The sequence below is a fragment of the Thalassospira sp. genome (assembly GCF_048059015.1).
Lineage (GTDB): Bacteria > Pseudomonadota > Alphaproteobacteria > Rhodospirillales > Thalassospiraceae > Thalassospira.
Map to the genome: position 1 here is coordinate 86037 of NZ_JBLLNT010000006.1, position 25117 is coordinate 111153.

General features: G+C 53.6%; 21 protein-coding genes. 10 read left to right on the top strand and 11 right to left on the bottom strand.

The genetic code is table 11. From position 1 onward, the window contains the following. Nucleotides 1-448 precede the first annotated feature (448 nt). Complete coding sequence (locus ACMZ66_RS09715) at nt 449-2494, top strand: methyl-accepting chemotaxis protein (RefSeq protein ID WP_416936814.1); 2046 nt, start codon at nt 449-451, stop codon at nt 2492-2494. A gap of 109 nt (nt 2495-2603) precedes the next feature. Here ACMZ66_RS09715 and ACMZ66_RS09720 read toward each other — a convergent pair whose 3' ends face one another. Both ACMZ66_RS09720 and ACMZ66_RS09725 read right to left on the bottom strand, forming a co-directional pair. Continuing rightward, nucleotides 2604-3953 carry a TldD/PmbA family protein gene (locus ACMZ66_RS09720; RefSeq protein ID WP_416936816.1) on the bottom strand — a complete coding sequence of 450 codons (1350 nt, stop codon included), beginning with the start codon at nt 3951-3953 and terminating at the stop codon, nt 2604-2606. Nucleotides 3954-4096: 143 nt separating this feature from the next. Next, complete coding sequence (locus tag ACMZ66_RS09725; protein WP_416936818.1) at nt 4097-4948, bottom strand: AraC family transcriptional regulator; 852 nt, start codon at nt 4946-4948, stop codon at nt 4097-4099. Nucleotides 4949-5089: 141 nt separating this feature from the next. Here ACMZ66_RS09725 and ACMZ66_RS09730 point away from each other — a divergent pair, with 141 nt between their 5' ends. After that, nucleotides 5090-5689, top strand: coding sequence for a hypothetical protein (locus ACMZ66_RS09730; protein WP_416936819.1), 600 nt, complete (start codon nt 5090-5092; stop codon nt 5687-5689). Nucleotides 5690-5742: 53 nt separating this feature from the next. Here the strand turns inward: ACMZ66_RS09730 and ACMZ66_RS09735 are convergent, their stop codons facing one another. After that, nucleotides 5743-7269 (bottom strand): UbiD family decarboxylase, encoded by a 1527-nt coding sequence (locus ACMZ66_RS09735; protein WP_416936821.1) that lies wholly within the window; start codon nt 7267-7269, stop codon nt 5743-5745. Between the two features lie 251 nt (nt 7270-7520). Here ACMZ66_RS09735 and ACMZ66_RS09740 point away from each other — a divergent pair, with 251 nt between their 5' ends. From ACMZ66_RS09740 to ACMZ66_RS09755, 4 genes are all read left to right on the top strand, one after another. Continuing rightward, nucleotides 7521-7877 (top strand): DUF4170 domain-containing protein, encoded by a 357-nt coding sequence (locus tag ACMZ66_RS09740; protein WP_416936823.1) that lies wholly within the window; start codon nt 7521-7523, stop codon nt 7875-7877. 17 nt (nt 7878-7894) lie between these two features. Continuing rightward, nucleotides 7895-8650: a hypothetical protein gene (locus ACMZ66_RS09745; RefSeq protein WP_416936825.1), complete on the top strand. Its 756-nt coding sequence runs from the start codon at nt 7895-7897 to the stop codon at nt 8648-8650. 310 nt (nt 8651-8960) lie between these two features. Further along, on the top strand, nt 8961-10658 hold the full coding sequence (locus ACMZ66_RS09750) for a PAS domain-containing protein (protein ID WP_416936827.1): 1698 nt from the start codon (nt 8961-8963) through the stop codon (nt 10656-10658). 330 nt (nt 10659-10988) lie between these two features. After that, nucleotides 10989-12686 (top strand): PAS domain S-box protein, encoded by a 1698-nt coding sequence (locus ACMZ66_RS09755; RefSeq protein ID WP_416936829.1) that lies wholly within the window; start codon nt 10989-10991, stop codon nt 12684-12686. An 8-nt stretch (nt 12687-12694) separates the two neighbouring features. On the opposite strand, the gene ACMZ66_RS09760 is transcribed toward ACMZ66_RS09755, so the two are convergent. The 3 genes from ACMZ66_RS09760 to ubiA form a co-directional block, all read right to left on the bottom strand. Continuing rightward, complete coding sequence (locus ACMZ66_RS09760) at nt 12695-13411, bottom strand: class I SAM-dependent methyltransferase (protein ID WP_416936831.1); 717 nt, start codon at nt 13409-13411, stop codon at nt 12695-12697. Nucleotides 13412-13483: 72 nt separating this feature from the next. After that, nucleotides 13484-15283, bottom strand: a complete 1800-nt coding sequence (locus tag ACMZ66_RS09765; protein WP_416936833.1) for a cation:proton antiporter — start codon at nt 15281-15283, stop codon at nt 13484-13486. A 77-nt stretch (nt 15284-15360) separates the two neighbouring features. Next, the gene (gene ubiA, locus ACMZ66_RS09770; protein WP_416936835.1) at nt 15361-16314 is read right to left on the bottom strand and encodes a 4-hydroxybenzoate octaprenyltransferase; all 954 of its coding nucleotides are present in this window, start codon (nt 16312-16314) and stop codon (nt 15361-15363) included. A 72-nt stretch (nt 16315-16386) separates the two neighbouring features. On the opposite strand from ubiA, the gene ACMZ66_RS09775 reads away from it, so the two are divergent. From ACMZ66_RS09775 to ACMZ66_RS09785, 3 genes are all read left to right on the top strand, one after another. Beyond that, nucleotides 16387-17187, top strand: coding sequence for a 16S rRNA (uracil(1498)-N(3))-methyltransferase (locus ACMZ66_RS09775; protein WP_416936837.1), 801 nt, complete (start codon nt 16387-16389; stop codon nt 17185-17187). 11 nt (nt 17188-17198) lie between these two features. After that, nucleotides 17199-18569, top strand: a complete 1371-nt coding sequence (locus tag ACMZ66_RS09780; RefSeq protein WP_416936840.1) for a glutamate--cysteine ligase — start codon at nt 17199-17201, stop codon at nt 18567-18569. Between the two features lie 83 nt (nt 18570-18652). Beyond that, nucleotides 18653-18955: a chorismate mutase gene (locus ACMZ66_RS09785; RefSeq protein WP_416936842.1), complete on the top strand. Its 303-nt coding sequence runs from the start codon at nt 18653-18655 to the stop codon at nt 18953-18955. A 38-nt stretch (nt 18956-18993) separates the two neighbouring features. Here the strand turns inward: ACMZ66_RS09785 and glpD are convergent, their stop codons facing one another. The 5 genes from glpD to phnD all read right to left on the bottom strand — a co-directional run bounded on the left by glpD (nt 18994) and on the right by phnD (nt 24012). Next, on the bottom strand, nt 18994-20514 hold the full coding sequence (gene glpD / locus ACMZ66_RS09790; protein WP_416936844.1) for a glycerol-3-phosphate dehydrogenase: 1521 nt from the start codon (nt 20512-20514) through the stop codon (nt 18994-18996). 1 nt (nt 20515) lies between these two features. Next, nucleotides 20516-21337 carry a phosphonate ABC transporter, permease protein PhnE gene (gene phnE, locus ACMZ66_RS09795; RefSeq protein WP_416936846.1) on the bottom strand — a complete coding sequence of 274 codons (822 nt, stop codon included), beginning with the start codon at nt 21335-21337 and terminating at the stop codon, nt 20516-20518. Beyond that, nucleotides 21331-22137: a phosphonate ABC transporter, permease protein PhnE gene (gene phnE / locus ACMZ66_RS09800; protein WP_416936848.1), complete on the bottom strand. Its 807-nt coding sequence runs from the start codon at nt 22135-22137 to the stop codon at nt 21331-21333. Before phnE (ACMZ66_RS09800) ends, phnE (ACMZ66_RS09795) begins: the two co-directional genes overlap by 7 nt. Further along, nucleotides 22134-22931, bottom strand: coding sequence for a phosphonate ABC transporter ATP-binding protein (phnC, locus tag ACMZ66_RS09805; RefSeq protein ID WP_416936850.1), 798 nt, complete (start codon nt 22929-22931; stop codon nt 22134-22136). Before phnC ends, phnE (ACMZ66_RS09800) begins: the two co-directional genes overlap by 4 nt. A gap of 82 nt (nt 22932-23013) precedes the next feature. Continuing rightward, entirely contained in the window at nt 23014-24012 is a 999-nt protein-coding gene (phnD, locus tag ACMZ66_RS09810; RefSeq protein WP_416936852.1) for a phosphate/phosphite/phosphonate ABC transporter substrate-binding protein, read from the bottom strand. A gap of 157 nt (nt 24013-24169) precedes the next feature. On the opposite strand from phnD, the gene ACMZ66_RS09815 reads away from it, so the two are divergent. Then, the gene (locus tag ACMZ66_RS09815) at nt 24170-25015 is read left to right on the top strand and encodes a DeoR/GlpR family DNA-binding transcription regulator (RefSeq protein ID WP_416936854.1); all 846 of its coding nucleotides are present in this window, start codon (nt 24170-24172) and stop codon (nt 25013-25015) included. Nucleotides 25016-25117 lie beyond the last annotated feature (102 nt).

The following is a 25117-nucleotide window of genomic DNA, read 5'->3' on the forward strand; positions in this document are numbered from 1 at the left end:
TTTTACAAGCAATGATTGTATTAATTTCAGCAATGGACCTTCAAGAAGATCGATCCTTATCGCCATTGGTAACAATCACCAGACCGTAGCCCACTTTTTGGAACGATTTAAGACAACTCCTCCGTCGTAAGGATCGGGAAAGTCAAATAAGTGCTCTTTCGAATAGTTAATGTATATACCTAAATATAATATCAGAATGTTTTGATAAATAAGGATTATAGCCCCTTTAAGAATGCCATATCATAACCACATCATTAAATGGGCTAACACGGGGTACAGGTCGACTTTTAAGGTATGACCATCGTGATTTTGACAGCAGCCCATATTCGTAATCCGTCTGACGATCTGCATTCACTCCCTAAATGGGGATGATGCAGCATTAAGCGAGTGTATAGGATGCGATCCCATACCTTGATGTTTGATCTGATGCGTATTGGAGTGATGTATCATGATGGTTGCAACAGCTGGTGCATCCGGCGATGGCTTTTTGGGCAATCTTCGCGTCCGTACAAAAATCCTTTTGGGTTTTGCCACGGTGCTTACGGTTTTGATCGCCGCACTGGCATTTGCCTATTACAGCTTTGTACAGGTCTCACATGACGTGGATGAATATGCCGTCCATGTCGAAGAGGCAGCTCTGGTTGCCCAGATCGAAAGTCGCTTCCTGCGCTTTAGCGCACATGCGCGCGAATTCGCCAATACGGGTCATCAGGAAGAAGCCGATCGGGTTTTTGAACTCGCATCTGAAATCGCGCCGCTTATGGCCGAAGCGGAAGAACGGTTTCTCTCTGACGACTATCGTGCCCGCATCCACCATATGACCGAAGCATTCGATGCCTATATGACAAGCTTTGCTTCAGCCAAAACGCTTTCGGATCGTTACCATGCGGTGATCCTTGATCGTCTGGAGCCAGACGGGATCAAGGTTGTTGCCGATCTTGATGAGATTGTGCGTCACGCCGAAGAGCGCGGCGATATCGAGATGCTCAAAAAAGCGGTTGCTGCGCGTGAGCATGCTCTTCTGGCACGGCTTTACAGCAATATTCTGATCGGTCGTCAGGATGATAGTTTTGGCGATAAAACGGCAAATGAGTTCGCAAAGCTTGAAACGCTTCTGGCGGACCTTGATTCCTACATGGTGGTTGATGCCGACAAAGACATTCTGAGTGATGCTGTAACCGTATTTAAGGATTATCGAGAAGTCTTTACATCGATCCGTGCCGATGAATTGGCGATTGCCGAAACCATCAACGGGTCCATGAAGCAGGCCGGGGCCGAAATCACGGCTGATGCCGAGGCGCTTCGTGCTGAATTGACCACGATCGAACACAGCATCTTTGAAAAGGTCATTGGCGAAATCCTACTGGCCGAAAAAGAAATCCTGATCGCGTCACTTGCGGGTGTGATTATGGGGATGTTCATCGCCTGGATGCTGGGCAGCCGCCTGTCCAAACCGATCATCGCGATTTCGGTGGTAATGCGCAAACTGGCTGATCATGATCTTAGTGTTGATGTGCCGGGCCGCGGCCGTGGGGATGAAATCGGCGAAATGGCATCTGCGGTCGAGGTGTTCAAAGCCAATGCCATTCGCAATGACCAGCTTGAAGAAGAAGCCCGTCTGCAGGAAATCCGCACCAAGGAAGAACAGCGTGCTTTCATGAACCAGACGGCGGACAGCTTTAACGACAATGTTGGCAAGATTATCGAAGCGGTAGCAGCCGCCGCCGTCGAGTTGCAGGCAACCGCAAACGGCATGTCACAAATTGCCCAAGCCGCGTCCGAGCAAACCACGGCTGTCGCGTCGGCAACCGAACAGGCCAGTGGGAATGTGCATTCGGTGGCGTCCGCGACCGAGGAGCTGAATATCTCGATCGAGGAGATTAACCGACAGGTTGTCTTCTCGACCGAGGTTGCGAAAACTGCTGTCCAGCAGGCCAAGGACACCTTTGTCAGCATGCAGGAACTGATCGAATCATCCAACAACATCGATCATGTTCTGAAACTGATTTCCGACATTTCCGATCAGACCAATATGCTGGCCCTGAATGCCACGATTGAGGCATCCCGTGCAGGGGCTGCTGGTGCCGGTTTTGCCGTTGTCGCCAACGAGGTCAAAAATCTTTCGGCTCAGACGGCGAAGGCAACGAACGAAATCCGTGCCCAGGTCGAAAATGTGCAGCAACGAACCGGTTCGGCTGCGGCCCAGATCGAGAGCATCAGCAAGACCATCAATCAGATGGAAGGTATTGTTGCTGCGATCTCCTCAGCCGTTGAAGAACAATCCGCTGCAACCCGTGAAATTGCGTTCAACATCGAACAGGCGGCAACCGGCACCACGGTGGTCAGTTCCAACATCGTGACCGTTTCGCATGCGGTAAGCGAGGCGGGGACAGCATCAAATGACGTCCTAAGTGCTGTTGGCATGCTGTCAAAGAACTTCACCACCCTTAAAGGGGCGACCGACAACTTTGTCAGCACGATCCGTGCAGCCTGATCAAGCTTGCTGAGCCTTTGGGCTCAGTAGGACCACGAGCAAACAAGAAGACGCCCGGTTTAACAAAACCGGGCGTCTTTGAATATCAGGCATCGACAATCTGGCGGTGTTACTGCCCGGCTAGTGTCAGGCCATCAATGCGAATGGTTGGTGCGTTCGTACCATATTTGAAGGTCAGGTCATTGGCCGGAACGGCTGTTTTGAACATGTCCTTCAGATTGCCAGCCACCGTGATCTCCGAGACCGGATAGGCAAGCTCACCATTTTCAATCCAGTAGCCCGACGCACCGCGCGAATAGTCACCGGTGACGCCATTAACACTGCTGCCGATCATTTCGGTGATATAGAGACCCGATTTGATGTCCTTGATCATGTCTTCGGGCGAAATGGTGCCCGGTTCCATGTAAAGGTTGGTGGTCGAGGGACCCGGCAGGCTTCCGGCACCACGCGATGCGTTGCCGGTTGATTTCAGACCCAGCTGACGGGCTGAACGCAGATCCATGATCCAGGTTTTCAAAACGCCGTTTTCAATCAGATAGCGCTTTTCATTGGCGACACCTTCGGCATCAAACGGCTTGGAACGAAGCCCGCGTTTGCGGTGCGGGTCATCAACAATATTGATATGCGGGGCAAAGATTTCCTTGCCCATCGCATCGATCAGGAAGCTGGTGCCGCGCGCAATGCCCGATCCGTTGATCGCACCGGAAAGATGGCCAACCAGGGATGCGGAAACGCGTGGATCATAGATCACCGGAACTTGCGTGCTTTTGACCTTGCGCGGGTTCAGGCGACGCAGCGTTTTTTCTGCGGCTTTCTTACCGATATCAACCGGATCGCGCAGGTCGGTCGAAAAGACCGCACTGTCGTAATCATAGTCGCGTTCCATTGCCGTGCCGGTACCAGCCAGAACCGAGACCGAAATGTGGCTTCCGGACCCGGCATAGGAATTGGCAAAACCGTTGGTCGCGGCAAGCGTGATCTGATGGCGGCCCCAACCGGCTTCCGATCCCTCGGAATTGGTGATGCCTTCGACAGAGCGCGCAGCTTCTTCACACGCGCTGGCCCATTCGATCAGTTTGTCTTGATCAACTTCGCCCGGTTCGCACAGTTCAAGCGCTTCAACGTTAAATGTCTCGGCAAGTTCGGACGGATCAGCAATGCCGCAATAAGGATCTTCGGGCGCGTTTTTCGCCATGGCGACAGCGCGTTCGACCAACTCGTTAAGGGCTGCGTCACTGGTGTCAGATGATGAAACAACAGCCTGTTGCTTGCCGATCAGAACACGCAGGCCAAGATCGGCCCCTTCGGAACGTTCAAGCTTTTCCATTTTGCCAAGACGCTGGGCAACCGAAAGCGATGTACCTTCGACATAGACGGCATCTGCGTCATCCGCACCAGCCTTTTTCGCACGTGTCAGCAGATCATTGATGCGATCAAGTGTCATGTCGGTCTTGGGCATGGAAGCTCCCTTTTCTCGGAATTGTTTATCCTTACGTTATAGGCAGGTGTGGCCGGTTTCGCAAAGGGTGCAAACGATCTGGAAACACAAAAAGCCGCGTGGGCACTTGCCGCGCGGCTTTTAAGTTTTTTGTGATGACAGGATTAGCCGACCAGCGGGATCCAGATTTCGACAAACCCGCTGCCGGTTTCCGGATTGAAGTCCGGACTGTAGCGTTCGAAATCCGGGGCAGGTGCGACGCTATGCCCTGATTCCGGAAGCCATTTGTTCCAGATGGTGTAACAGGTGGCCCGAATGCCCGAAATATGTCCCTCGTGACGGAAAACGGCGTATTTTCCTGCCCGCAACTTTACGGTTTTAAACTCCGATGGCAGGTCTGCCGATGCGGCGATGGCAACGGCGCACATATAGTCAAAGCTGCCTTCATTGTCGCCGTTATAGCAAACGCCATAGGTTTCTCCGCCAATCTGGCCGGGGACCTCGCCGATATAGGGAATGAAGCGCTGCCAAAGGGCCGGGATGGTTGAATTGGTTTCAAAAGTAAAGCGTGCTGAAAGTCCGGCGACTTCAAGCGCATCATGAGTTTCGATGCGCGGTGCTTTAAGATCAATGATCAAATCATCTGACACAGTTATGGCCTCCTGAAGATCAAGCTTTTCGATGCATTTTTGTGTCCGCACAGCTTCGGGTGTGATCCCGAACTGCGTGCGAAATGCCCGGGTGAAGGCTTCGTGCGAATTATACCCGGCATCGAGTGCCAGGCTCAGGATACCGTGGTTTTGATCGGTGCCATTACACAGCCGTTTAGCCGCCTCGCTCAAGCGGCGTTTACGGACGTAACGGATTACGGAAAGCCCGGTGCTGGTGCCAAAGGCCCGAACAAGATGATGGCGCGATACGCCGCTATGATTGGCGATCCGGCCAAGTTCAAGCTCGGGCTCGGTTTCCAGCATACTTTCAATAAACCAGATGGCGCGGCCGACGGGTGACTTCACAATTCCATCCTGTATTCGCATAAGCTGATCGCAGGGATATCGCCAAATGCAGGTTGGTGTTTGATCGGGATTGATCTTTTGCCGAATTGTGCTTTGTTGCTGCTACTATTCTGATCTGTTTGGGACCAAAGGAAAAGCGCGATGGGACGGAAAATCTGGCAAGCATTGGCAATGAGCTGTGCGCTTTTCATAGCCACACAGCCCGGCAATCCTGCCTTTGCAGATGACGCCCCGACCGAGACCGCGCCAAATGAGGATGGCGTTTGGGAGCTTAATGCCGATGGCAAACCCGATCCGGTTTCCAGTGCGCAGCTTTATACCGAGATGCGCTTTCAGGGCGGCCAATATGCGCGCAATTACCGCCATCAGATGCTGACCGGGGATTTTACCTGTGATGATGTGGTGGACCGGATCGCAGGCTGGGTGGATCTCGACAGCCCCGGGGGACCGCAATTTGCTTTGTTGTTTGTGACCAATCATGGCGGCAAGGCGCAAAGCGAAATCCGCTACATTCCGTTCAAACAGTCCGAACAATATGCGCTGTGCATCTATGACGAAACCGCACCGCCTGTCATGAGTTGGCAGGAAAACAGCATCGAATTCATGGATGAAATCATCGGCGACAAGGATATGTGCAACTTTGCCATCCGCATTGATGACTTCATGTGTGACGCGCCGCAATTCTTCTATTCCGAAAAGCCCGCCGAGAATGGCGATCACTGGATGTTTTTCAGAAACTGATCTGAATGTAGCGGTCAAAAGAAAAGGCGGGTTTGAAACCCGCCTGTGTCATTTTAATCCCGCCAGATTTTCTTGCCCGATCCGGGCAGGCCATAGCGATCCCATTTTTGATCAACACGGTCGATGATGTCATCGTCCATATAGATTTTCTCACCCCATTCGCGGTTGGTTTCGCCCGGGAATTTGTTGGTGGCATCAAGGCCAAGCTTGCCGCCAAGGCCGGAAACCGGGGAGGCGAAATCAAGGTAGTCAATCGGCGTGTCCGTCACCGTGGTGATATCGCGCACCGGGTCCATCCGGGTCGAGATCGCCCACATGACATCCTTCCAGTCGCGCACATCGATGTCGTCATCCACGACGATGACGAATTTGGTGTACATGAACTGGCGCAGGAACGACCAGACACCCATCATCACGCGCTTGGCATGCCCGGCATAAGCCTTCTTCATCGACACCACCGCGATGCGATAGCTGCATCCTTCGGGTGGCAGCCAGAAATCAACGATTTCCGGGAATTGCTGCTGTAGAAGCGGGACGAATACGTCGTTCAGTGCTTCGCCAAGAACCGATGGCTCATCTGGCGGACGGCCGGTAAAGGTCGACAGGTAAATCGGGTCTTTGCGCATGGTGATCGCGGTGACGTTAAAGACCGGGAAGTCTTCGACCGAGTTATAATAGCCGGTGTGATCGCCATACGGCCCTTCGGGCGCGTATTCATCAAGCGATACATAGCCTTCCAGCACGATCTCGGCCGTGGCCGGGACTTTCAGCGGAACGGTTTTGCAGTCAACCAGCTCGACCTTTTCACCGCGCAGAAGACCAGCAAACTGATATTCCGAAAGCGTGTCGGGAACCGGGGTCACAGCGGCCAGGATCGTTCCCGGATCAGCGCCGAGAACGATGGCGGCTGGCAACGGATCACGTTTTTCCTGTTTCCAGCGCGCATGATGCTGCGCACCGCCACGGTGTTTGAGCCAGCGCATGATGGTCTTGTTTTTGCCCAGCACCTGCATGCGATAGATACCAAGGTTAAACACATCACGCTTGTCACCGCCTTTTTCACCAGCGGTCGGACCTTGTGTCACCACCAGCGGCCAGGTGATCAGTGGCGCCGGTTCACCCGGCCAGCAGGACTGAACCGGAATCTTGGTCAGGTCAATATCATCGCCTTGAAGGACAATTTCCTGACACGGTGCCTTTGAAACCGTTATGGGTTTCATCGCCATGACGGTCTTGGCAAGCGGGAGCATCGAAAATGCTTCGCGGATGCTGGCCGGTGGTTCTGGCTGTTTTAAGAACGCCAGCGTTTCGCCAACTTCACGCAGTTCTTCGGGTTTGCGGTTCATGCCCGCGGCAACGCGGTCCACGGTGCCAAACAGGTTCACAAGAACCGGCATGTCGTATTTCTTGCCGTCATCGCCCACAACATTTTCAAACAGAACCGCCGGGCCACCTTCGGCCAGAAGGCGGGTCTGAATTTCCGTCATTTCAAGATTGGGGGAGACCGGTTCTGTGACACGGACAAGACGGCCGGTTTTTTCCAGCGCATCCATGAAGTCACGAAGGGATTGATAGGGCATGGCACCTGTCATCTAAAGCTTTGAAACCTGATTGTCTTCATACGCGCGCAGGCGGGCTTGGACAACCTTGCTGTTGTCAAATACGCTATTTGTAACTGGATCGATTGCTTCCTACATGAAACCGGGATGCTGCGTTGCATAATTTTGCGGTTTTGGTTGACGCATCATTTGGTTATACATGGGCTAGAATTGAGTCGCGTGGCCCACAACACGCGGCATGGCAACTCACCAAAAGCATGAAGGACGCACAGATGGCCAAATATTGGGTTATCGGGGGCACCTATCAGGATACCGGTTTCGACAAGCCGATCGGCGAAGAAACCAAAGTTGGTCCGTTTGGCAGCTTCGAAGACGCGGAACAGGAATGGTCGAAAATGGCCTGGCAGTCGGTTGATGACGCGAACTCGCGCTATCGCATCGAACGCCTTGAAGAATACTGGGTTGTTGGTGGCGAATATGAAAGCACCGAATTTGAAAACCCGGTTGGCGGTTCCGAAGAACGTCATGGCCCGTTCGCCACGTTCGGTGATGCTGAAAAAGCATGGTCGAAGCTGGCATGGCAGCATGTTGACGACTGCAACTACCGTTACCGTGTCGTTGAAGGCTAAGCCGGAACGATCTGAACATGTTTTCGATTTCTGAGGCGCATGGCATCACGGATCCCGTGTTGCGCGAACAGATCGAACAGCATCCACGCGCGCAGGACCTCCTGCGCGCGTTTTTGTATCCCTACGCCGCACCTGATCACGACTTTCGCTTTCGTGCCGGGCGGGTTGAGGCGATATCAACCGATGATCTTGACTCTGCTTTGATCGGTCGCACACCGGTTCTGGCAGTGGGATCAAATCGCGCGCCGGTGCAGCTGACACGTAAATTCACCCACCAAAATTTGGCTGATGACATACCGGTTACGCTTGGATGGATGTCGCATCATGACATCGTCTATTCAGCGCATATGGCCAGTTATGGCGCAATCCCGGCGACCCTTGCACCGTCGCCGGGCACACGGGTCAGGATTGCCGTGACTTGGCTGACGCCACAACAGCTAAGCCATATGCATGTCACGGAATCTGTTCCGGCCCATTATAGCTATGTGCAGATGCATGGACGCGATATCGCGCTTGATTGCGGCCTAAGCCCGGAACATGTCGGGATGTATCAATCCGCGTGCGGTCATACATATGCCAAAGGCGATATCTTTGCACTTGCCGCGATACGGGGCGAAGGGCGGCGTTATCCGATCAAAACCCAATTGGAAATGATCGCGCAATTCATGCGTGAAGCAGGGCTGGTTTTTAAACCGGAACTATTGCTCCGCGCCATTGATGACGCAGCATTTCGGTCATCCTTACGTGTAGATGGTACGCAAAAAAAGGGGTGACCCTGTAAACTGGTTTCTACAACCCCATATATACTTACGAAGAATTTTATAACACTTTTTCTTGTGCGAAGCTGACAAGTAAGTTTTTAAATATCAAAGGCTTATTGTGATGTCGGCGCCCCGCCGTAAGAGCGGGCTGATCAGCAAAGTCATTTTGGAATGACTGGTTGGTCGCGGCAAGCACAAGGTGCTCGGGGTACGAGACGAGCATCAAACTATGGGTAAATACTTGGGAGAGTCCGGCGGCGCATGCTTCATGCGTCGAACGCGCGCGTGCGTTTTTCACGCTTCATGGTTCAGGGAGACTACCATGTTTGGCTCAGGTTCGGACGACAGCCATATCATCAAGGCGATCAAGCAATCGCAGGGGACGATTGAGTTTTCGCTGGATGGCAAGATTATTGATGCAAACAAGAATTTTCTGGATTTGATGGGCTATGGGCTTTCAGAAGTTCGCGGACAACATCACAGCATGTTTGTTGACCCGGAATTTACCAGAAGTGACGAATACCGAAAGTTTTGGGAACGCCTGAAGGCAGGTGAGTCCTTTACCGCCGAATTCCAGCGGTTTGCCAAAGGTGGCAAGGAGATCTGGATTCAGGCGACCTATAATTCGGTCCTGAATGGCAGTGGCAAACCCTATAAGGTCTTCAAGGTTGCCAGTGACATCACAGCTCAGAAGCTTCAGGCAGCGGATCACGCCGGTCAGATAGAGGCGATCAGCAAGGCACAGGCAGTGATCGAATTCGAGCTTGATGGGACAATCATCAGTGCCAACGAGAACTTCCTTGGTGCAATGGGCTATTCGCTGGGCGAAATCAAAGGCAAGCATCACCGTATGTTTGTTGCGCCGGATTACGCCAAAAGCGAGGAATATCGAAAATTCTGGCAGGATTTGGCATCCGGTAAGCATCTGGCAGCCGAGTATCAGCGCTTTGGCAAGAACGGCAAGGAAGTCTGGATTCAGGCAAGCTACAACCCGATCATGGATATGGCCGGGCGTCCGTTCAAGGTCGTGAAATATGCGACCGACATTACCGCCCAGAAGCTTCAGGCAGCGAACTTTGCGGGTCAGATCGAAGCCATTCACAAATCCCAAGCCGTCATTTCATTTGAAATGGATGGTACCATCCGCAATGCGAACCCCAATTTCCTTGGCGCTATGGGGTACAAATTTGATGAAGTTGTCGGCAAACATCACAGCATCTTTGTCGATCCCGAGGAAGCCAAGGGACCGGCATATGCCGAATTCTGGGAATCTCTTCGCCGGGGTGAACACAAGGTGGCCGAATTCCGCCGCTTTGGCAAAGGCGGCAAGGAAGTCTGGATTCAGGCAAGCTACAATCCGGTAATGGATATGAATGGACGCCCGATCAAGGTCGTCAAATATGCCACGGACATCACCCGGCAAATTCAGGCCCGGCGTAAAGCCAAGGGATTGGCCGAAACGTCAAGCACCAGTGCCGAAGCAGTCGCCAGCGCGTCCGAGGAAATGCTGGCAGCCATTCAGGAAATCAGCGAAAGCATGCATCGTTCGCAGGCCGCGATGAACGAGATCGTCGGCAAAACCGAAGAAGCAAACGAGGTCAGAGCTGACCTTGAAGCCACATCGGAATCGATGGCGGGTGTCGTTCAGATCATCCGTGATCTGGCCGAACAGGTAAACCTCTTGGCCTTGAATGCCACGATCGAAGCCGCACGTGCGGGTGAAGCAGGCAAAGGCTTTGCTGTGGTGGCGGGCGAGGTCAAAAACCTTGCCAATCAGACCGCCAAGGCAACTGACGAAATTGAAACCCAGATCGAAGCGATGATGAGCATCACCAAACGTGTTGTCACCTCGACCGAGGGGATTTCATCATCTGCTGAAGCGGTCAGTGGCTATGTTGACTCAATTGCCTCCGCCGTCGAAGAACAGACCAGCGTGACGCAGGATATTTCCAAGAATATTCAATATGTCTTCAACGGAATTTCCGAATTGAATGACTGCGTGAAAAGCATTGCAAGCTGATCATCTGACCCAAGTTACTCCGGTCTGATATTGTCCTCAGACCGGAATGATTTCTTCCAGCACCATCCAAATAATTTCGTACATTCGCATTTGCCTCCACATATGGGGATATGGTCGAATATTGGTATCGCATAACTATACGAACGTATCTTGCGGTTGCGTATGGTTCTGTGAAGTGTTGGGCATGTTTTATCGCTGACTGGCGAAGCCCGTTCTGTCTCTGACACACCTCATGTCGCCTGACGAGAGATCGCTCAAAGCAAGGATCTGCAAGCAAAGTTCATTCGTTTGTACGCGGGTCATCTCAGGTGCTCTAGGAGACATCACTAAATGTTCAGCTTCGGATCTGGCGACGCACATATCGTAAATGCCATCAAGCTTTCGCAGGCCACCATCGAATTTACTCTTGAAGGGCAGATTCTTGACGCCAACTTCAACTTCCTCAACCTGATGGGCTATGAGCTTGAAGAAGTGAAGGGCATGCATCACAGCATCTTCGTCGATCCGGAAGAAATCAAAACACGTGAATATGGACGGTTCTGGGCGCGGCTGAAGGCCGGTGAGTATTTCTCGGCCGAGTTCCGCCGCTTTGCCAAAGATGGTCGGGAAATATGGATTCAGGCGACTTATAATCCGATCCTGAACGCACGTGGCAAACCATACAAAGTCTTCAAGGTGGCAACCGATATCACCGACAAGAAGCTCGCAGCAGCGGATCATGCCGGTCAGATTGCAGCCATCGGCAAATCCCTTGCGGTGGTCGAGTTCAAACTGGATGGCACGATCATCAATGCCAACGACAACTTCCAGCGCGTGATGGGATATGACCTCAATGAGCTGAAGGGCAAAAACCATCGGATGTTCATTGATGATGCCTTTGCCGAAACCGAAGGATACAAAACCTTCTGGTCACGCCTGAGCGCTGGCGAGGCCTTTGTCGATGAGTTCCGCCGCATCAATAAATTTGGCCGGGAAGTCTGGATACAAGCCAGTTACAACCCGATCCTTGATATGTCGGGCAAACCGTTCAAGGTCGTGAAATACGCGACCGATATCACCACCCAGAAACGACAGGCAGCCGATTACGAAGGTCAGATCGCTGCAATCCGCAAATCACAGGCCGTGATTGCGTTCAAGATGGATGGGACGATCCTTGATGCCAATGACAATTTCCTGAGCGCCATGGGCTATAGCTTGGCGGATATCATCGGCAAGCCGCACAGCATGTTCGTCGATTTCAATTATTCGACAAGTGCTGAATACAAGGAATTCTGGGAAGAGTTACGGCGCGGTGAATACAAGGTTGCCGAGTTCAAACGGTTTGGCAAAGACGGTAAGGAAGTCTGGATTCAGGCGAGCTACAACCCGGTATTTGATGTCGATGGCCGACCGTTCAAGGTTGTCAAATATGCAACCGACATCACCAAACAGGTCGTCGCACGCGAAAAGGCCAAGATCCTTGCCGAAGATTTAAACATGAGTGCCGAAGCCGTCGCAAGCGCGTCCGAAGAAATGCTGACCGCCATTCGCGAAATCAGCGAAAGTATGAACCGGTCCCAGGTCGCGATGGGTGACATCATTACCAAGACTGCCGATGCGCGTCGGGTGAGGGGCGACCTTGAAGCGACATCTGAATCAATGGCGGGTGTTGTCGAAATCATCCGCGATCTGGCCGAGCAGGTTAACCTTCTGGCGTTGAATGCGACCATCGAAGCCGCCCGTGCCGGTGCCGCGGGCAAGGGATTTGCGGTTGTCGCCAACGAGGTCAAAAACCTTGCAAACCAGACGGCCAAAGCCACCAACGATATCGAAACGCAGATCAATGCGATGATGGATATCACAAAGACCGTGGTGACATCGATTGATGGTGTTGCCCTGTCAGCCGATAGCGTGAATGGCTATGTCGATGCGGTCGCATCTGCGGTCGAAGAACAAACCGCTGTGACCCAGGAAATCTCGAAGAACATCGAATATGTCTTTAACGGGATTTCCGAACTGAATGACTGCATCCGCAGTATTGCAAGCTAAGCACACGCCTAACCATTGGTCGCCCGATCTGGCAGCAATTGCCAGATCCGGGTGAACTTGGTTTCTGCATCCTCAACCGCGACATCGACGGGCACGTCATACGTTTCAAGCTCGTCAATGTTATGGGTCGGGGCATAGGTTCGGCCCGGATCGGCCAGAATAACCCGCGTGCCCAAACGTGCTTCGGCCATCAACCATTGCAGAACCGCATTTGCCATGTCCTGCTGATAACAAACGTCACCGGCAAAAATCACATCCCAACGCTTTTCCGGCGCGGACGTGCCGACAAAGTTCTCGGTCGTTGTCGCAAATGACACACCGTTATGTTTGGCATTCAGGCGCGTTGCGGTGATTGCGACCGGATCAATGTCATTGGCAAGAATTTCGGCGGCTTCGGCCTGAACACAGGCAATCGCCTGCATGCCGCCCCCACAGGCGAAGTCCAGCACCCGTTTGCCACGCACCAGTTCAGGATGATCAAGGATATAGCGCGTAATTGCCTGACCACCTGGCCATGCAAAGGCCCAATAGGGCGGCGGGATATCAAGCACGCCCAAGATATCTTCGGTCGCCTGCCAAAGCGGGGTGATGTGGGTTGCCAGATACATCTCGATCTCGGGTGCCAGTGGCACGCGTGCAGGCACGGTAAATGTCTCGATCAGATCAGCGAATTGTGGATCATCGACATCTGGAACCAAGGCGTCTGCAAAGATGTTGTCGGTCATGGTGTTTGGTGTGCTCTGGTAGTGGATATCTGCGGGGCTTATCTGCTTTGCGAGGCGTCGGCAAGCGGTTCTTTACGATCCGTATTCAGGATCACTCAGACCCAGATACAAAATCACGTCCTTTGCCTTGGCTTTGGGGATTTCCGATCCGATGAAAAGCTGATTGCCGCGCACCAGTGCAAGGATGGTCGGGACTTCGTCGTGAAGGGCCGTGAAGTCATCCCAGCCAAAACTGTCGGTAAAACGCGTCTGACGCACCGAAACGCCGCTTCGATAATCGTAGCGGATGTCATCGGTGGTCAGTGGCTTGGAACATAGCGGCAAACCGCCCAGCGTCTGACTGGCATTGTGGCGACTGCGATCTTCTGATCCACGGTGGATGCCGGTCTGGAATACCGAACGGCGGCCAAATTCCGGCGCGAAGTCCGTGCAGACCAGCGTGTTATAGGCATCATTGTCGGTTGCTGCGATCAGTTTGCCAAGTGCGCTGGTATCAAGGTGATGTTCAAATACCTCGGACAGGACTTCGCCGTAAAAAGTGGTCAGGCCAGCTTCACGCGCGGTGCGCAGCGCATGCCAGCGCGAGTCCGTAATCACGACCGGTATTTCAAGTTCATTCAGACGCAGGGCCAAATCGGTGGTCCATTGATGCGCACCGACAATCAACACACCGGGCGGACCATTGACCGCCAGATCAAGATAACGCGCCATCGGCCGGATCGAAAAGCCGTGCAGAACAACGGTCGTAAACACCATGGCAAAGGCAAGCGGGATCAAAAGGGCGCCATCGGCATAACCAAGATGGACAAGTTCTGTGCCAAACAGGCCGGACACCGCGACCGCGACAATGCCGCGCGGCGCAATCCAGCCGACCAAAAGCCGTTCGCGCCATTCGATCTTGGAAAAGCTAAGCGCGCCCATGATCGAAACCGGACGGACAACAAACAACATCGCGGCAACAAACAGGCCATGGCCCCAAGTGAGTTCTTCAACCATCGACCATTTCAGTGTCGCGGTCAGAATGATAAAGACGCTTGAAACCAAAATGACCGTGAGGGTCTCCTTGAAACGGCGAATTTCATCAATTGCCATCAGATGTGCGTTGCCAATAACAAGACCAAGCACGGTGACGGCCAAAAGACCGGTTTCTTCCTGAACGATATTGGCCCCGGCAAAGCAGGTCAGCAATACGCCCAAAACCAAGGGTGCCTTGAGGAATTCCGGGATCCAGCCACGACGGAACACCTGAACCGTGCAGAAACCTAAAATCAGACCGATGGCAAGGGCAACGATGATGTTAAAGGCCAGATGGCCAATCGCACCGCTTAGCCCGTTGCCCAGCTGGCTGGCGACAATGATTTCGTAAACCAGCACGGCAAACAGCGCGCCGATTGGATCATTGACGATGCCTTCCCATTTCAAAAGCGTGCTGGGATGCTTTGACAGACGCGCATGGCGCAAAAGCGGGGCAATGACGGTTGGGCCCGTTACGATCATGATGCCACCAAACAGGGCCGCGACCGGCCAGCTAAGACCGGCAAGGTAATGGGCTGCCCCGGCACCAAGCAGCCAAGCCAGAAGCGGGGCGACAGTGGTCAGGCGTAATATGCCACTAACACTGTGGCGCAGTTCCCGGAAATCAAGCGCAAGGCCGCCTTCAAACAGGATGACGGCAACGGCAACCGCAATAAGGGGCTGAAGCAACGGACCAAAATCGGCCACCGGATCAATCAGGCCGGTGCCCGGTCCCAAGACCAAGCCAAGGGCCGACAGGATCACGATGGCCGGAATGCCTGCGCGCCATGCGAACCATTGGGCACCAACCCCGGCAAGGATCAGGCCAGCAATCATCAAGGCAAGCGGTGCGGTCATGAACGCGCCCTTATTCGTTTCGTGATATCAAACAGATGGTACGTATGGTTCGTGAAACCAGACCAAGGGTCTGATTGTCAGGCAATTGCAATCAGATGCGAGATCACGATAGCCGCCAAAACCAAAAGCCCGTAATCGCGGTTTGACTTAAACCGTTTCAGGCAGTTTGCCGCGTCATCAAGCTTAACCGTGGCAACCTGCCAGCCCAGATGAATGCCCGCCAAGCCCAGGAGTGCGAAATAGGACCAATGCAAATCGGCCAGCATCCCGGCAATGCCAAGCAAAAGCGTGGTAAGGGTATAGAACCCCTTGGCCCATTTGGGCGTCGCATCGCCAAGGCGCAGTGCCAGTGATTTCAGACCGATCTTTTCATCATCATCCTTGTCCTGATGGGCATAGATGGTGTCATAGCCAAGCGTCCAGAAAAAGCCCGCCGCATACATGGCAATGGCGGCCGGTTCAACTGATCCGGTTACGGCGGCCCAACCAACAAGCGCACCCCAGTTAAAGGCCAAGCCAAGGCAAGCCTGCGGCCAATAGGTGATCCGCTTCATGAAGGGGTAGGTGATGATGATCGGAATGGAAAACAGCCCGACAATGATCGCCTCGATGCGGAACTGGACGAGAATGCCCAAACCCAGCAGCATCATGAAGGCAAGGAACAGCAAGGCCTGCCAAACTTTGACCTGACCACTTGGCAGTGGGCGGGTAATGGTGCGTTCGACCTTGCCGTCAAAATTACGGTCGGCCAGATCATTGATCACGCAACCAGCCCCGCGCATGATCAGCGCACCAACGCCAAACAAAGCCATCATGATCACGATCTGCTTGGCGGTAATGCCATCGGTGATGCCGCCCGCCATTGCGGTTGACCACCAGCAGGGCAGAAGCAACAACCAGGTGCCAATCGGGCGATCAAGGCGCAGGAGCTTCAGATAGGGCCGTACCGGCACAGGCATAAACCGATCAATCCAGCCATCAACCGGCATATCGTTTTTGGTATTCTGTATTGGTTGGTTGACCTGTGTCATAATTGGCCTATCTAACGCATTAACTTGTCAAAATCCGATCGGCGAACGGTCGGGACACCATTGGGGACATCCATGACCGCAGACGCCACCCGCGCGCGCCAACGCCTTTTCGTCCATGATCCTATCACGCCCGGTTGCGAGATCGAACTGGCTCCTGAACAGTCTCATTACCTTGAACATGTCATGCGCCTCAAGCCCGGAACGCCGGTAAAATTTTTTAACGGCCTTGATGGGGAATGGCTTGGCACGATCAGCGAGCTTCGCAAAAAGAAGGGGCGGGTTACAGCCGAGCAGCAATTACGCGAGCAAGGTCAGGAACTTGGACCGACTCTTGTCTTTGCGCCGATCAAAAAGCAGCGGCTGGATTTCCTGATTGAAAAGGCGGTCGAGCTTGGTGTTGAAAAACTTCAGCCCATCATCACCCAGCATGGCATTACTGATAAGGTGCGTCTTGATCGGTTGCAGGCACAGGTGATCGAAGCATCCGAGCAGTGCGAACGCCTGACTGTGCCAGAGATTTGCGAACCGATGCGTCTTTTGGACTGGGTCGCAAATGAAGGCAAAAATCACCATGTTCTGTTCTGCGACGAAACCGGTTCCGGGTCACCAATTGGTGAAGTGCTAAGTCAGCTATTGGCAAAGGGCGCTGGCTCGGTTATCGACAATATCAATGTTGTTAACCACGCAATCGTAATTGGACCCGAAGGCGGCTTTAGCGCCGACGAACTTGAACGTATCCGCAAACAGCCTTTTGCAACGCCTGTTAGTCTTGGCCCGCGCATCCTGCGTGCGGAGACGGCAGCGATTGCTGCATTGACTGTGTTTCAGGATCGCATCGGCGATTGGTCTGCCCGACCAGTTACGAGAGATTAGGGGAAGCCCTTATGACTGTCAGCGCCTCCACTGGCGAGAGCCCGGTAATTCAAAGCCGGCGCCAACTCGTCGAATGGTTCGAGTCCGGCTGCAAGCCAAAAGCGGACTGGGCCATCGGTACCGAACACGAAAAATTCGCCTTTACCCGTGAAGACCTTCGCCCCATTCCTTATGAAGGTGAACGCGGTGTAAAGACGCTGCTTACTGCACTTGCTGAACGCTATGATTGGGAACCAATCATTGAAAACGGCAATGTCATTGCCCTGACCAAGGACAAATGTTCTGTCTCGCTCGAACCGGGTGGACAGATCGAATTGTCCGGTGCACCGCTTAAAAACATTCACCAGACCTGTGGTGAAGTGCATACCCATCTGCATGAATTGCGCGAAATCTGCGGTGACCTTGGCATTGATATGCTTGGTGTTGGTCATCAGCCGAAATGGTCGCGCGAAGAAACGCCCTGGATGCCAAAAGGCCGCTACGGGATCATGCGCGAATATATGCCAAAGGTCGGCAAGCTTGGCCTTGATATGATGCTGCGCACCTCGACCATTCAGGTCAATCTGGACTTCAGTTCAGAAGCCGACATGGTCAAGAAGTTCAGAGCGTCTCTGGCTCTGCAGCCGGTTGCGACTGCGCTGTTTGCCGCATCGCCGTTTGTTGATGGCAAACCAAGTGGTTTCTTGTCTTCACGCTCAAACGTCTGGACCGACACCGATCCGGATCGTTGCGGCATGCTGCCGTTCGTGTTCGAAGAAGGTTTCGGCTTTGAACGCTATGTCGACTACATGCTCGATGTGCCGATGTATTTCGTGTATCGCGACGGCAAATACATCAATGCCGCTGGCAAGTCGTTCCGTGATTTCATGGATGGCAAACTTGATGTGGTGCCGGGCGAACGTCCGACCATGAATGACTGGTCTGATCACATGACCACCGCCTTCCCGGAAGTGCGTCTTAAGAAGTTTCTTGAGATGCGCGGTGCGGATGGTGGCCCGTGGAAACGCATCTGTGCATTGCCGGCCCTTTGGGTTGGTCTGCTCTATGATGACGCGGCCCTTGACGCGGCTTGGGATCTGGTCAAGGACATGTCGGTCGAAGAACGCGAAGCGCTTCGCAATGACGTTCCGTGCACGGCCCTTGCCACCAAGTTCAAGAACGGCACGGTACAGGATCTGTCCAAGGACGTTCTGGCCATCGCCAAACAGGGCCTTAAGGCACGTGGGCGCATGGATGGCTATGGTGATGATGAAAGCCACTTCCTGGAAAGCCTGGAAGACGTTGCCGAAAGTGGCCGCACCCTTGCCGAAGAGTTTCTTGATAAATACGAAACCGAATGGAACGGATCCGTTGATCCGGTATTTAAGGAATATGCCTATTAAGGCGTTCCCGACATCGACAGAAAGGGCAGTGTTCGCACTGCCCTTTTTTGTGCGTGAATTTGAATGAAAGAAGGTTCTGGACTATGACCGTTAAAGCCAACCATTGTGAAACCATGACCGATGTCCGCGCCAATGTGGACAGGATCGACAGGCTTCTGGTCGCACTGATGGCCGAACGGCTCAATTACATTGAACAGGCTGCGCGCATCAAACAATCGCGCGATGCCGTACGTGACGAAGACCGCATCGAAGACGTGATCACGAAAGTAAAGGCGCAATGCCGTGCGGATGGATTTGACGAAGACATGGCCGAACGCATGTGGCGCGCAATGATGGAAGATTTCATCGCCCATGAATTCGTGAAATGGGATGGCCTGCGCAGCTAGGTTCTGACTCTAGGCTGCGCAGTCACCTCAGTCAGTCATCACTGTGCAGCCTGACCAAGCCGGGCTTGGGCGGCAAACCAGTTTTCAATGGCTTCGACCTGATCAGGCTGCATCCCGAGGCCAAGCTTGGTTCTGCGCCACAGAACATCGTCTGCACTGCGCGCCCATTCATTGGCCATCAGGTAGTGAAGTTCAGCTTCATAGAGAGTTGGGGCAATCTCGGCACCCAGTTCACTGAGTGATTTGGCCTGTCCCAAAATCTGTTCCAAAGCTGTTCCATAGCACCGTGCAAGACGGCGCGTGAGCGCGCTTGGTACCCAGTCAAAGCGCGCGATGCAAGCATCAAGATAGCGATCAAAATCACCACCGGGAATATCGCCGCCCGGCAAGGTCGCATTGGCCGTCCAATCCGGGGCCGAATTGCCCAGAACCGGGGCCAGTTTTTGCATCGCATGTTCGGCAAGACGACGATACGTCGTGATTTTCCCGCCATAGATCGACAGGATCGCCGGTTCGGTTTCACCCGACCCGGTATCAAGATCAAACACGTAATCGCGCGTGACCGCCGATGCATTGGCGTTCTTGTCATCATAAAGCGGGCGAACACCGGAATAATCCCAGACCACATCATCGCGTGATAGCGGCGTGGCGAGATACCCGTTCACCAGATCCAGCAGATATTCAATTTCCTGATCACTGATTTTGACCTGTGCCGGATCGCCGCCATAGGCAACATCGGTCGTACCGATCAGGGTGTAGTCCTGCTGATAGGGGATCGCAAAGGCAATGCGGCCATCGCCATTCTGAAAGATATAGCAATATTCATGGTCATGAATGCGCGGGACAACAATATGGCTGCCCTTGACCAGTCGAAGGCCAGCCGCCTTATCGCCAAGTCCGGCATTTTCAACCATGCCCGTGACCCATGGGCCGGCAGCATTGACCACAGCACGTGCTTTGACGCCGTAACTTGATCCATCTTCGCGGATCAGTTCTGCGTTCCAGTGTTTATGATGACGCACCAGTGATTTGCATTTCGTGCGTGTGCGGATTTCGGCACCGTGTGCCACGGCATCCTGCGCATTCAGCACCACCAGACGTGCATCATCGACCCAGCAATCGGAATAGGAAAAACCACCGGCGAAATCCGGTTTCAACGGTTCGCCTTCGGCTGTTCCCTTAAACGACACCGCACGCGATCCGGGCAGGCGTTTGCGCTTTGCCAGATGGTCATAGAGGAACAAGCCAGCACGCAGCATCCATTTCGGGCGCAGACCCCGGTGATGGGGCAAAACGAATGTCAAAGGCCAGATGATATGTGGGGCAGCAGCCAACAAAACTTCGCGTTCCTGAAGCGCTTCACGCACCAGTCGGAACTCGTAATGTTCAAGATATCGAAGGCCGCCATGGATGAGTTTGGTCGAGGAAGAAGACGTGGCCGAGGCAAGGTCGCGCTGTTCGACCAAAAGAACAGAAAGCCCGCGACCGGCGGCATCACGTGCAATACCTGCACCATTGATGCCGCCGCCTACGACCAGAAGGTCGTATGTTTTATCCACGTCAGATCACCTTTTTGCGCAGGTAAGCTGAGATTGCTTCGCCAAGGATGACCAGACCAATGATTGCCAGAAGGATCGTGGCAACCGTTTGCCATGCAAAGGTATCAATCGCCCCTTGCAGGATGATGCCGATACCGCCTGCACCGACCAGACCCAGAACCGTACTTTCACGCAGGTTGATGTCCCAACGCAGGATCGATACGGCGAAGAAGGTCGGCATGACTTGCGGGATGACGCCATAGACCAGAATTTTGAAACGCGATGCGCCAACGGATTCCAGTGCCTCGATCGGCGCGCGGTCAATTTCCTCGATCGCTTCGCCCAGCAATTTGCCAAGGAAGCCGATCGATCTGAAAATGATCGCAAGGATACCGGCCAGAACACCCGGCCCGAACACAGCAACAAACAGCAGTGCCCAGATGATGGTGTTGACCGAACGCGACGACACCAGAATGAACCGGCCAAGCCACAGTGTGAAGCTGTTGGGCGTGGTGTTCTGGGCTGCGATCAGGGCTATTGGAAGCGACAGGAAAACGGCAAAGAATGTCGCAATCGTTGCGATATTGACGGTTTCAAGCAGCGTCCAGGCAATGTCTTTCCAGCCTTCAAGAGACGGCGGGAACATGCGGGAAAACAGATCGCCCATCTGTTGGGGTGCATCCCAAAGCCATGGCCAGATGATGTTGATGGTCGAAAGCGACCAGACAACAGCCAGCGCGACCAAGGCCATCAGACCATAACGGCGCCAGCGTTCCTTGGATGTGTAACGTGACCATTCGCGATGGGCGATTGCGTCCGGTCCGGTAGGGGGGGTGGCTACCATAGGTTCCTCCTGATCCGGCCGCTAATCGCTTCACTGACAAGAATGATGCCAATGATGCACAGCGTGATCGCCAGTGCGAAGTCATAGTCGTAACGCCCAAAGGCATTGAGAAGTGTTGATCCGATCCCGCCCGCGCCAACAATGCCGACAATGGCAGATGCGCGCAGGTTACTATCAAGCTGATAGATCGAAAGACCGATCTGACGGGGCATGATTTGCGGGATCACGGCATAAAGCAGGGTGACAAAAGTTGCCCCGCCCGCAGCACGGATGGCTTCAACCTGACCCCAATCGATTTCTTCGATCCGTTCGGCCAGCATTTTGGCAACGAAACCGATGGAATAGATCGTGAGGGTCAGAATGCCTGCCAGCGGACCAAAGCCGACTGCTTTGACAAACAGGATGGCGACAATGACCGGGTGGAAGGAACGGGCAACAATGATCACACCGCGCCCGATGGTATAAAGCCATTTCGGCGCGATGTTTGATGCCGATGCAAAGGCAATCGGAACGCTCAACGCCAGACCAAGCAGGGTCGAAACGATGGCGATCTTGATGCTTTCCATAAAGCCGTCAAACAGGAGCTCACCCCGGATGAAGCTTGGCGGGAAAGCGCCCTTGAAGATGCGGATCGCACGTGGAACACCGTCCTGAATGCGGTCCCAGTCAAATGGCAGGCTGGTGACAGCCCACCATACATAGGTCGCCACAGCAATCAGAAGTCCCCAGCGCAACACAGGGTTGGCGATAAAGGGGGGCTTCTTCCATGTGCGGCCCGTTGTTTGAACGGTGCTGCTCATCTTGAGGCTACCTCGCGCAGGTGATTGCTGCTTTCGGCACCACCGCGTTCTTCGGCCGGAACGCCGGCATAAATTTCGTCCATGGCGTCATTGTTCAGATCGACCGGTTCGCCATCAAAAATGATGCGGCCAAAGCGCATGCCAACGATACGCTGGGTGTATTCCTTGGCTTCATTCACGTTATGAATGTTGATCAGAACCGGCAGGTGTAGCTCGGATGCAAGCGCACGCAGAAGCTCCATGATCTGACGCGATGTTTTCGGATCAAGCGATGCGGTCGGCTCGTCTGCAAGCAGGATTTCAGGTTCCTGCATCAGGGCGCGGACCACGCCAACACGCTGGCGCTCGCCACCGGAAAGCTCATCGGCGCGTTTATCGGCGTAATGAGCGATGCCAACACGCTCCATCAGGTGAAACGCGCGGTCGATGTCTTCTTGTGGGTAATTACGGGTGACGGCACGCCACGCTGGCAGGTAACCCAAGCGGCCCGACTGGACGTTTTCCATCACGGTCAGGCGGTCAATCAGGTTAAAGCCCTGAAACACCATGCCGATCCGGCGACGGGCAAGGCGAAGGGACTTGCCTTCAAGTTTGGTCAGTTCGGTGCCGTTCAGTTCGATGGAGCCGGATGATGGCTCAACCAGACGGTTGATACAGCGCAGAAGGGTACTTTTACCCGCACCGGACGCGCCAATGATCGAAACGACACTTTCGCCAGGCACTTCAAGGTTCAGGTTCTTCAACACTGCCTTTTCATCGCCATAGCGTTTTACAAGTTCTTTGATACGCAGCATTGCGTTACCCCGGAAAAAATGGGTGGCACAGGGCCTGCGATGTGCAGGCCCTGCATTCGTGAGGTCGATTGGGAAATGCGGATTACTTCAGGTTATCCGGGGTGTATTTGACACCGTTGGCAGCCTGAATTTCACGAATAACCGCCCAGTCATCCTGATAGGTGATCGGCAGGAACTTCGAGACGCCTTTGAATTCTTCACCAAGGGCGGTGCCCTTCATGTCAAACGTAAAGAAGGCTTCTTTGATCTTTTCGACCAGTTCCGGTTTCAGGTTATGCGCATAGTTGAACGAAGTGGTCGGGAAACGCTTGCTTTCGTAGATGATCTTGACTTCTTTCGGGTCGTAGAGATCACGCTGAGCCATACGTTCGACAACTTCGGACGCAACCGGGGCTGCATCATAGTCACCGGCGACAACGCCAAGGATCGACTGATCGTGCGAGCCGGAATAGACAACTTCATAATCCTGTTCCGGAACGATGCCCTGACCCGGAAGCAATGCACGCGGTGCAAGGTTGCCCGAGTTCGAGGTCGGCGAAGTATGCGCAACGCGCTTGCCTTTAAGGTCGGCTACTTCGTTGATGCCGCTGTCAACGCGGGTGTAAAGCTGAAGGGTGTAACCAAAACGGTCGTCATCGCCACCCATCAGGGCAAACGGAACGGCACCGGCAAGGTTAACGGCAAACGGGGTCGGGCCGGTCGAGAAGCCAGCAACATGCAGGCGGCCTGAACGCATTGCTTCGACTTCGGCGGAGTTCGACTGAACCGCAAAGAAGTGAACGTCTTTGCCGGTTACTTTTTCAAGATGCTCAAGGAACGGCTCCCAAATGTCAGCATAAACAGCCGGGTCTTCGACCGGGGTGTATGCAAAGACAAGGGTGTCGGGATCGACAAGCTGATCAGCGGCAGGTGCATCAGCAACCAGATCGCCGTCCATGTCGCAATAAATCTGATCAAGATCGCCACGTGCGATGCAATCATCAGCTGCTGCTGCCGGGGTGGCGGTCATGCCAAACATGCCAATTGCGGCAAGCAGGGTGGTGAATTTTAAACTGTCGGTTTTTTTCGGATGTGAAAACACGGCTTTTGAACCTTTTCTTCCCTGTGAACGTTGGCTTTGCGCCATTCTGAATGTGGTTTTGTTGTTCTTTTTGTTGCCTTTAACAACATTATGGTTTCGCAAAAGTTGGAAAATCAACACAAAACTGTAACAAAAGATTTCAGCCAAGATTGATACGATGCCGCTGATCGCTACGAAATCAGCCGTTCTTTGGGGGAATGTGGCTTTGCGTTTGGGAAAAAAAGAAAGACAACAACGCATCTTGCAGGAGTTGCAGGTTCATCCGCATGTGAGAGTTGCCACATTGGCGGAACGATTCGACGTTGCGACCGAAACAATTCGCCGCGATCTGGATGCCCTAAGCAGCGATGGACTGATCAAGCGCGAGTTTGGCGGGGCATCTGCAAGACCGATGGGACATCAGCCCGATCTGGCCGAACGTCAATCAACAGCAGTCGCCGGGTTTGAGCGGATCGGTATGCTGGCCGCTGACATGGTGCGGTCCGGTGATGTTGCTATGATCGATGCCGGATCGACCGTTGCGCAAATTGCCCCGTTCCTTGCTGCGCGCCGCGCAAGTTTGCCGCGCACCTTTCTGACCAATTGCTATGCGGTGGTGCATGGCATGGCTGATCTTGTGGATTACGATGATGTGTTGATGTGTCCGGGGCAGTTTGATCGTCGTGAAAATGCCGTCTATGGCAGTGACACGGTCGAATATTTGCGTCGGTTCCATGCCAATATCGCCTTTATTGGCGCATCGGGCGTGTCGCGGCAGGGCTTTAGCGATGTCAATCGTCGGGCGGTGGCGGTAAAGCGCGCGATGATGGAACGATCTGATGAAACCTGGTTGATGGTCGATCACACCAAGTTTGATCAGCGCTACCTGGAAAATGTCGCCCCGCTTGATGACCTGACCGGGATCATTACCGACCGGCAGCCCGCAGCAGAAATCACATCCCAGCTCGAGCGCGCAGGCATCAAAATCCTTGCCTGGCAGGATCATATGTCCGTGACAGCGTAAGCTTCACAAAGCAATCATAAATGCAAATAAGATTTGTTCGCATTTATGATTGCGAAATACCTGTTTCCAAACCATATTCCTGATCGCAGCTTGAAATGTGAC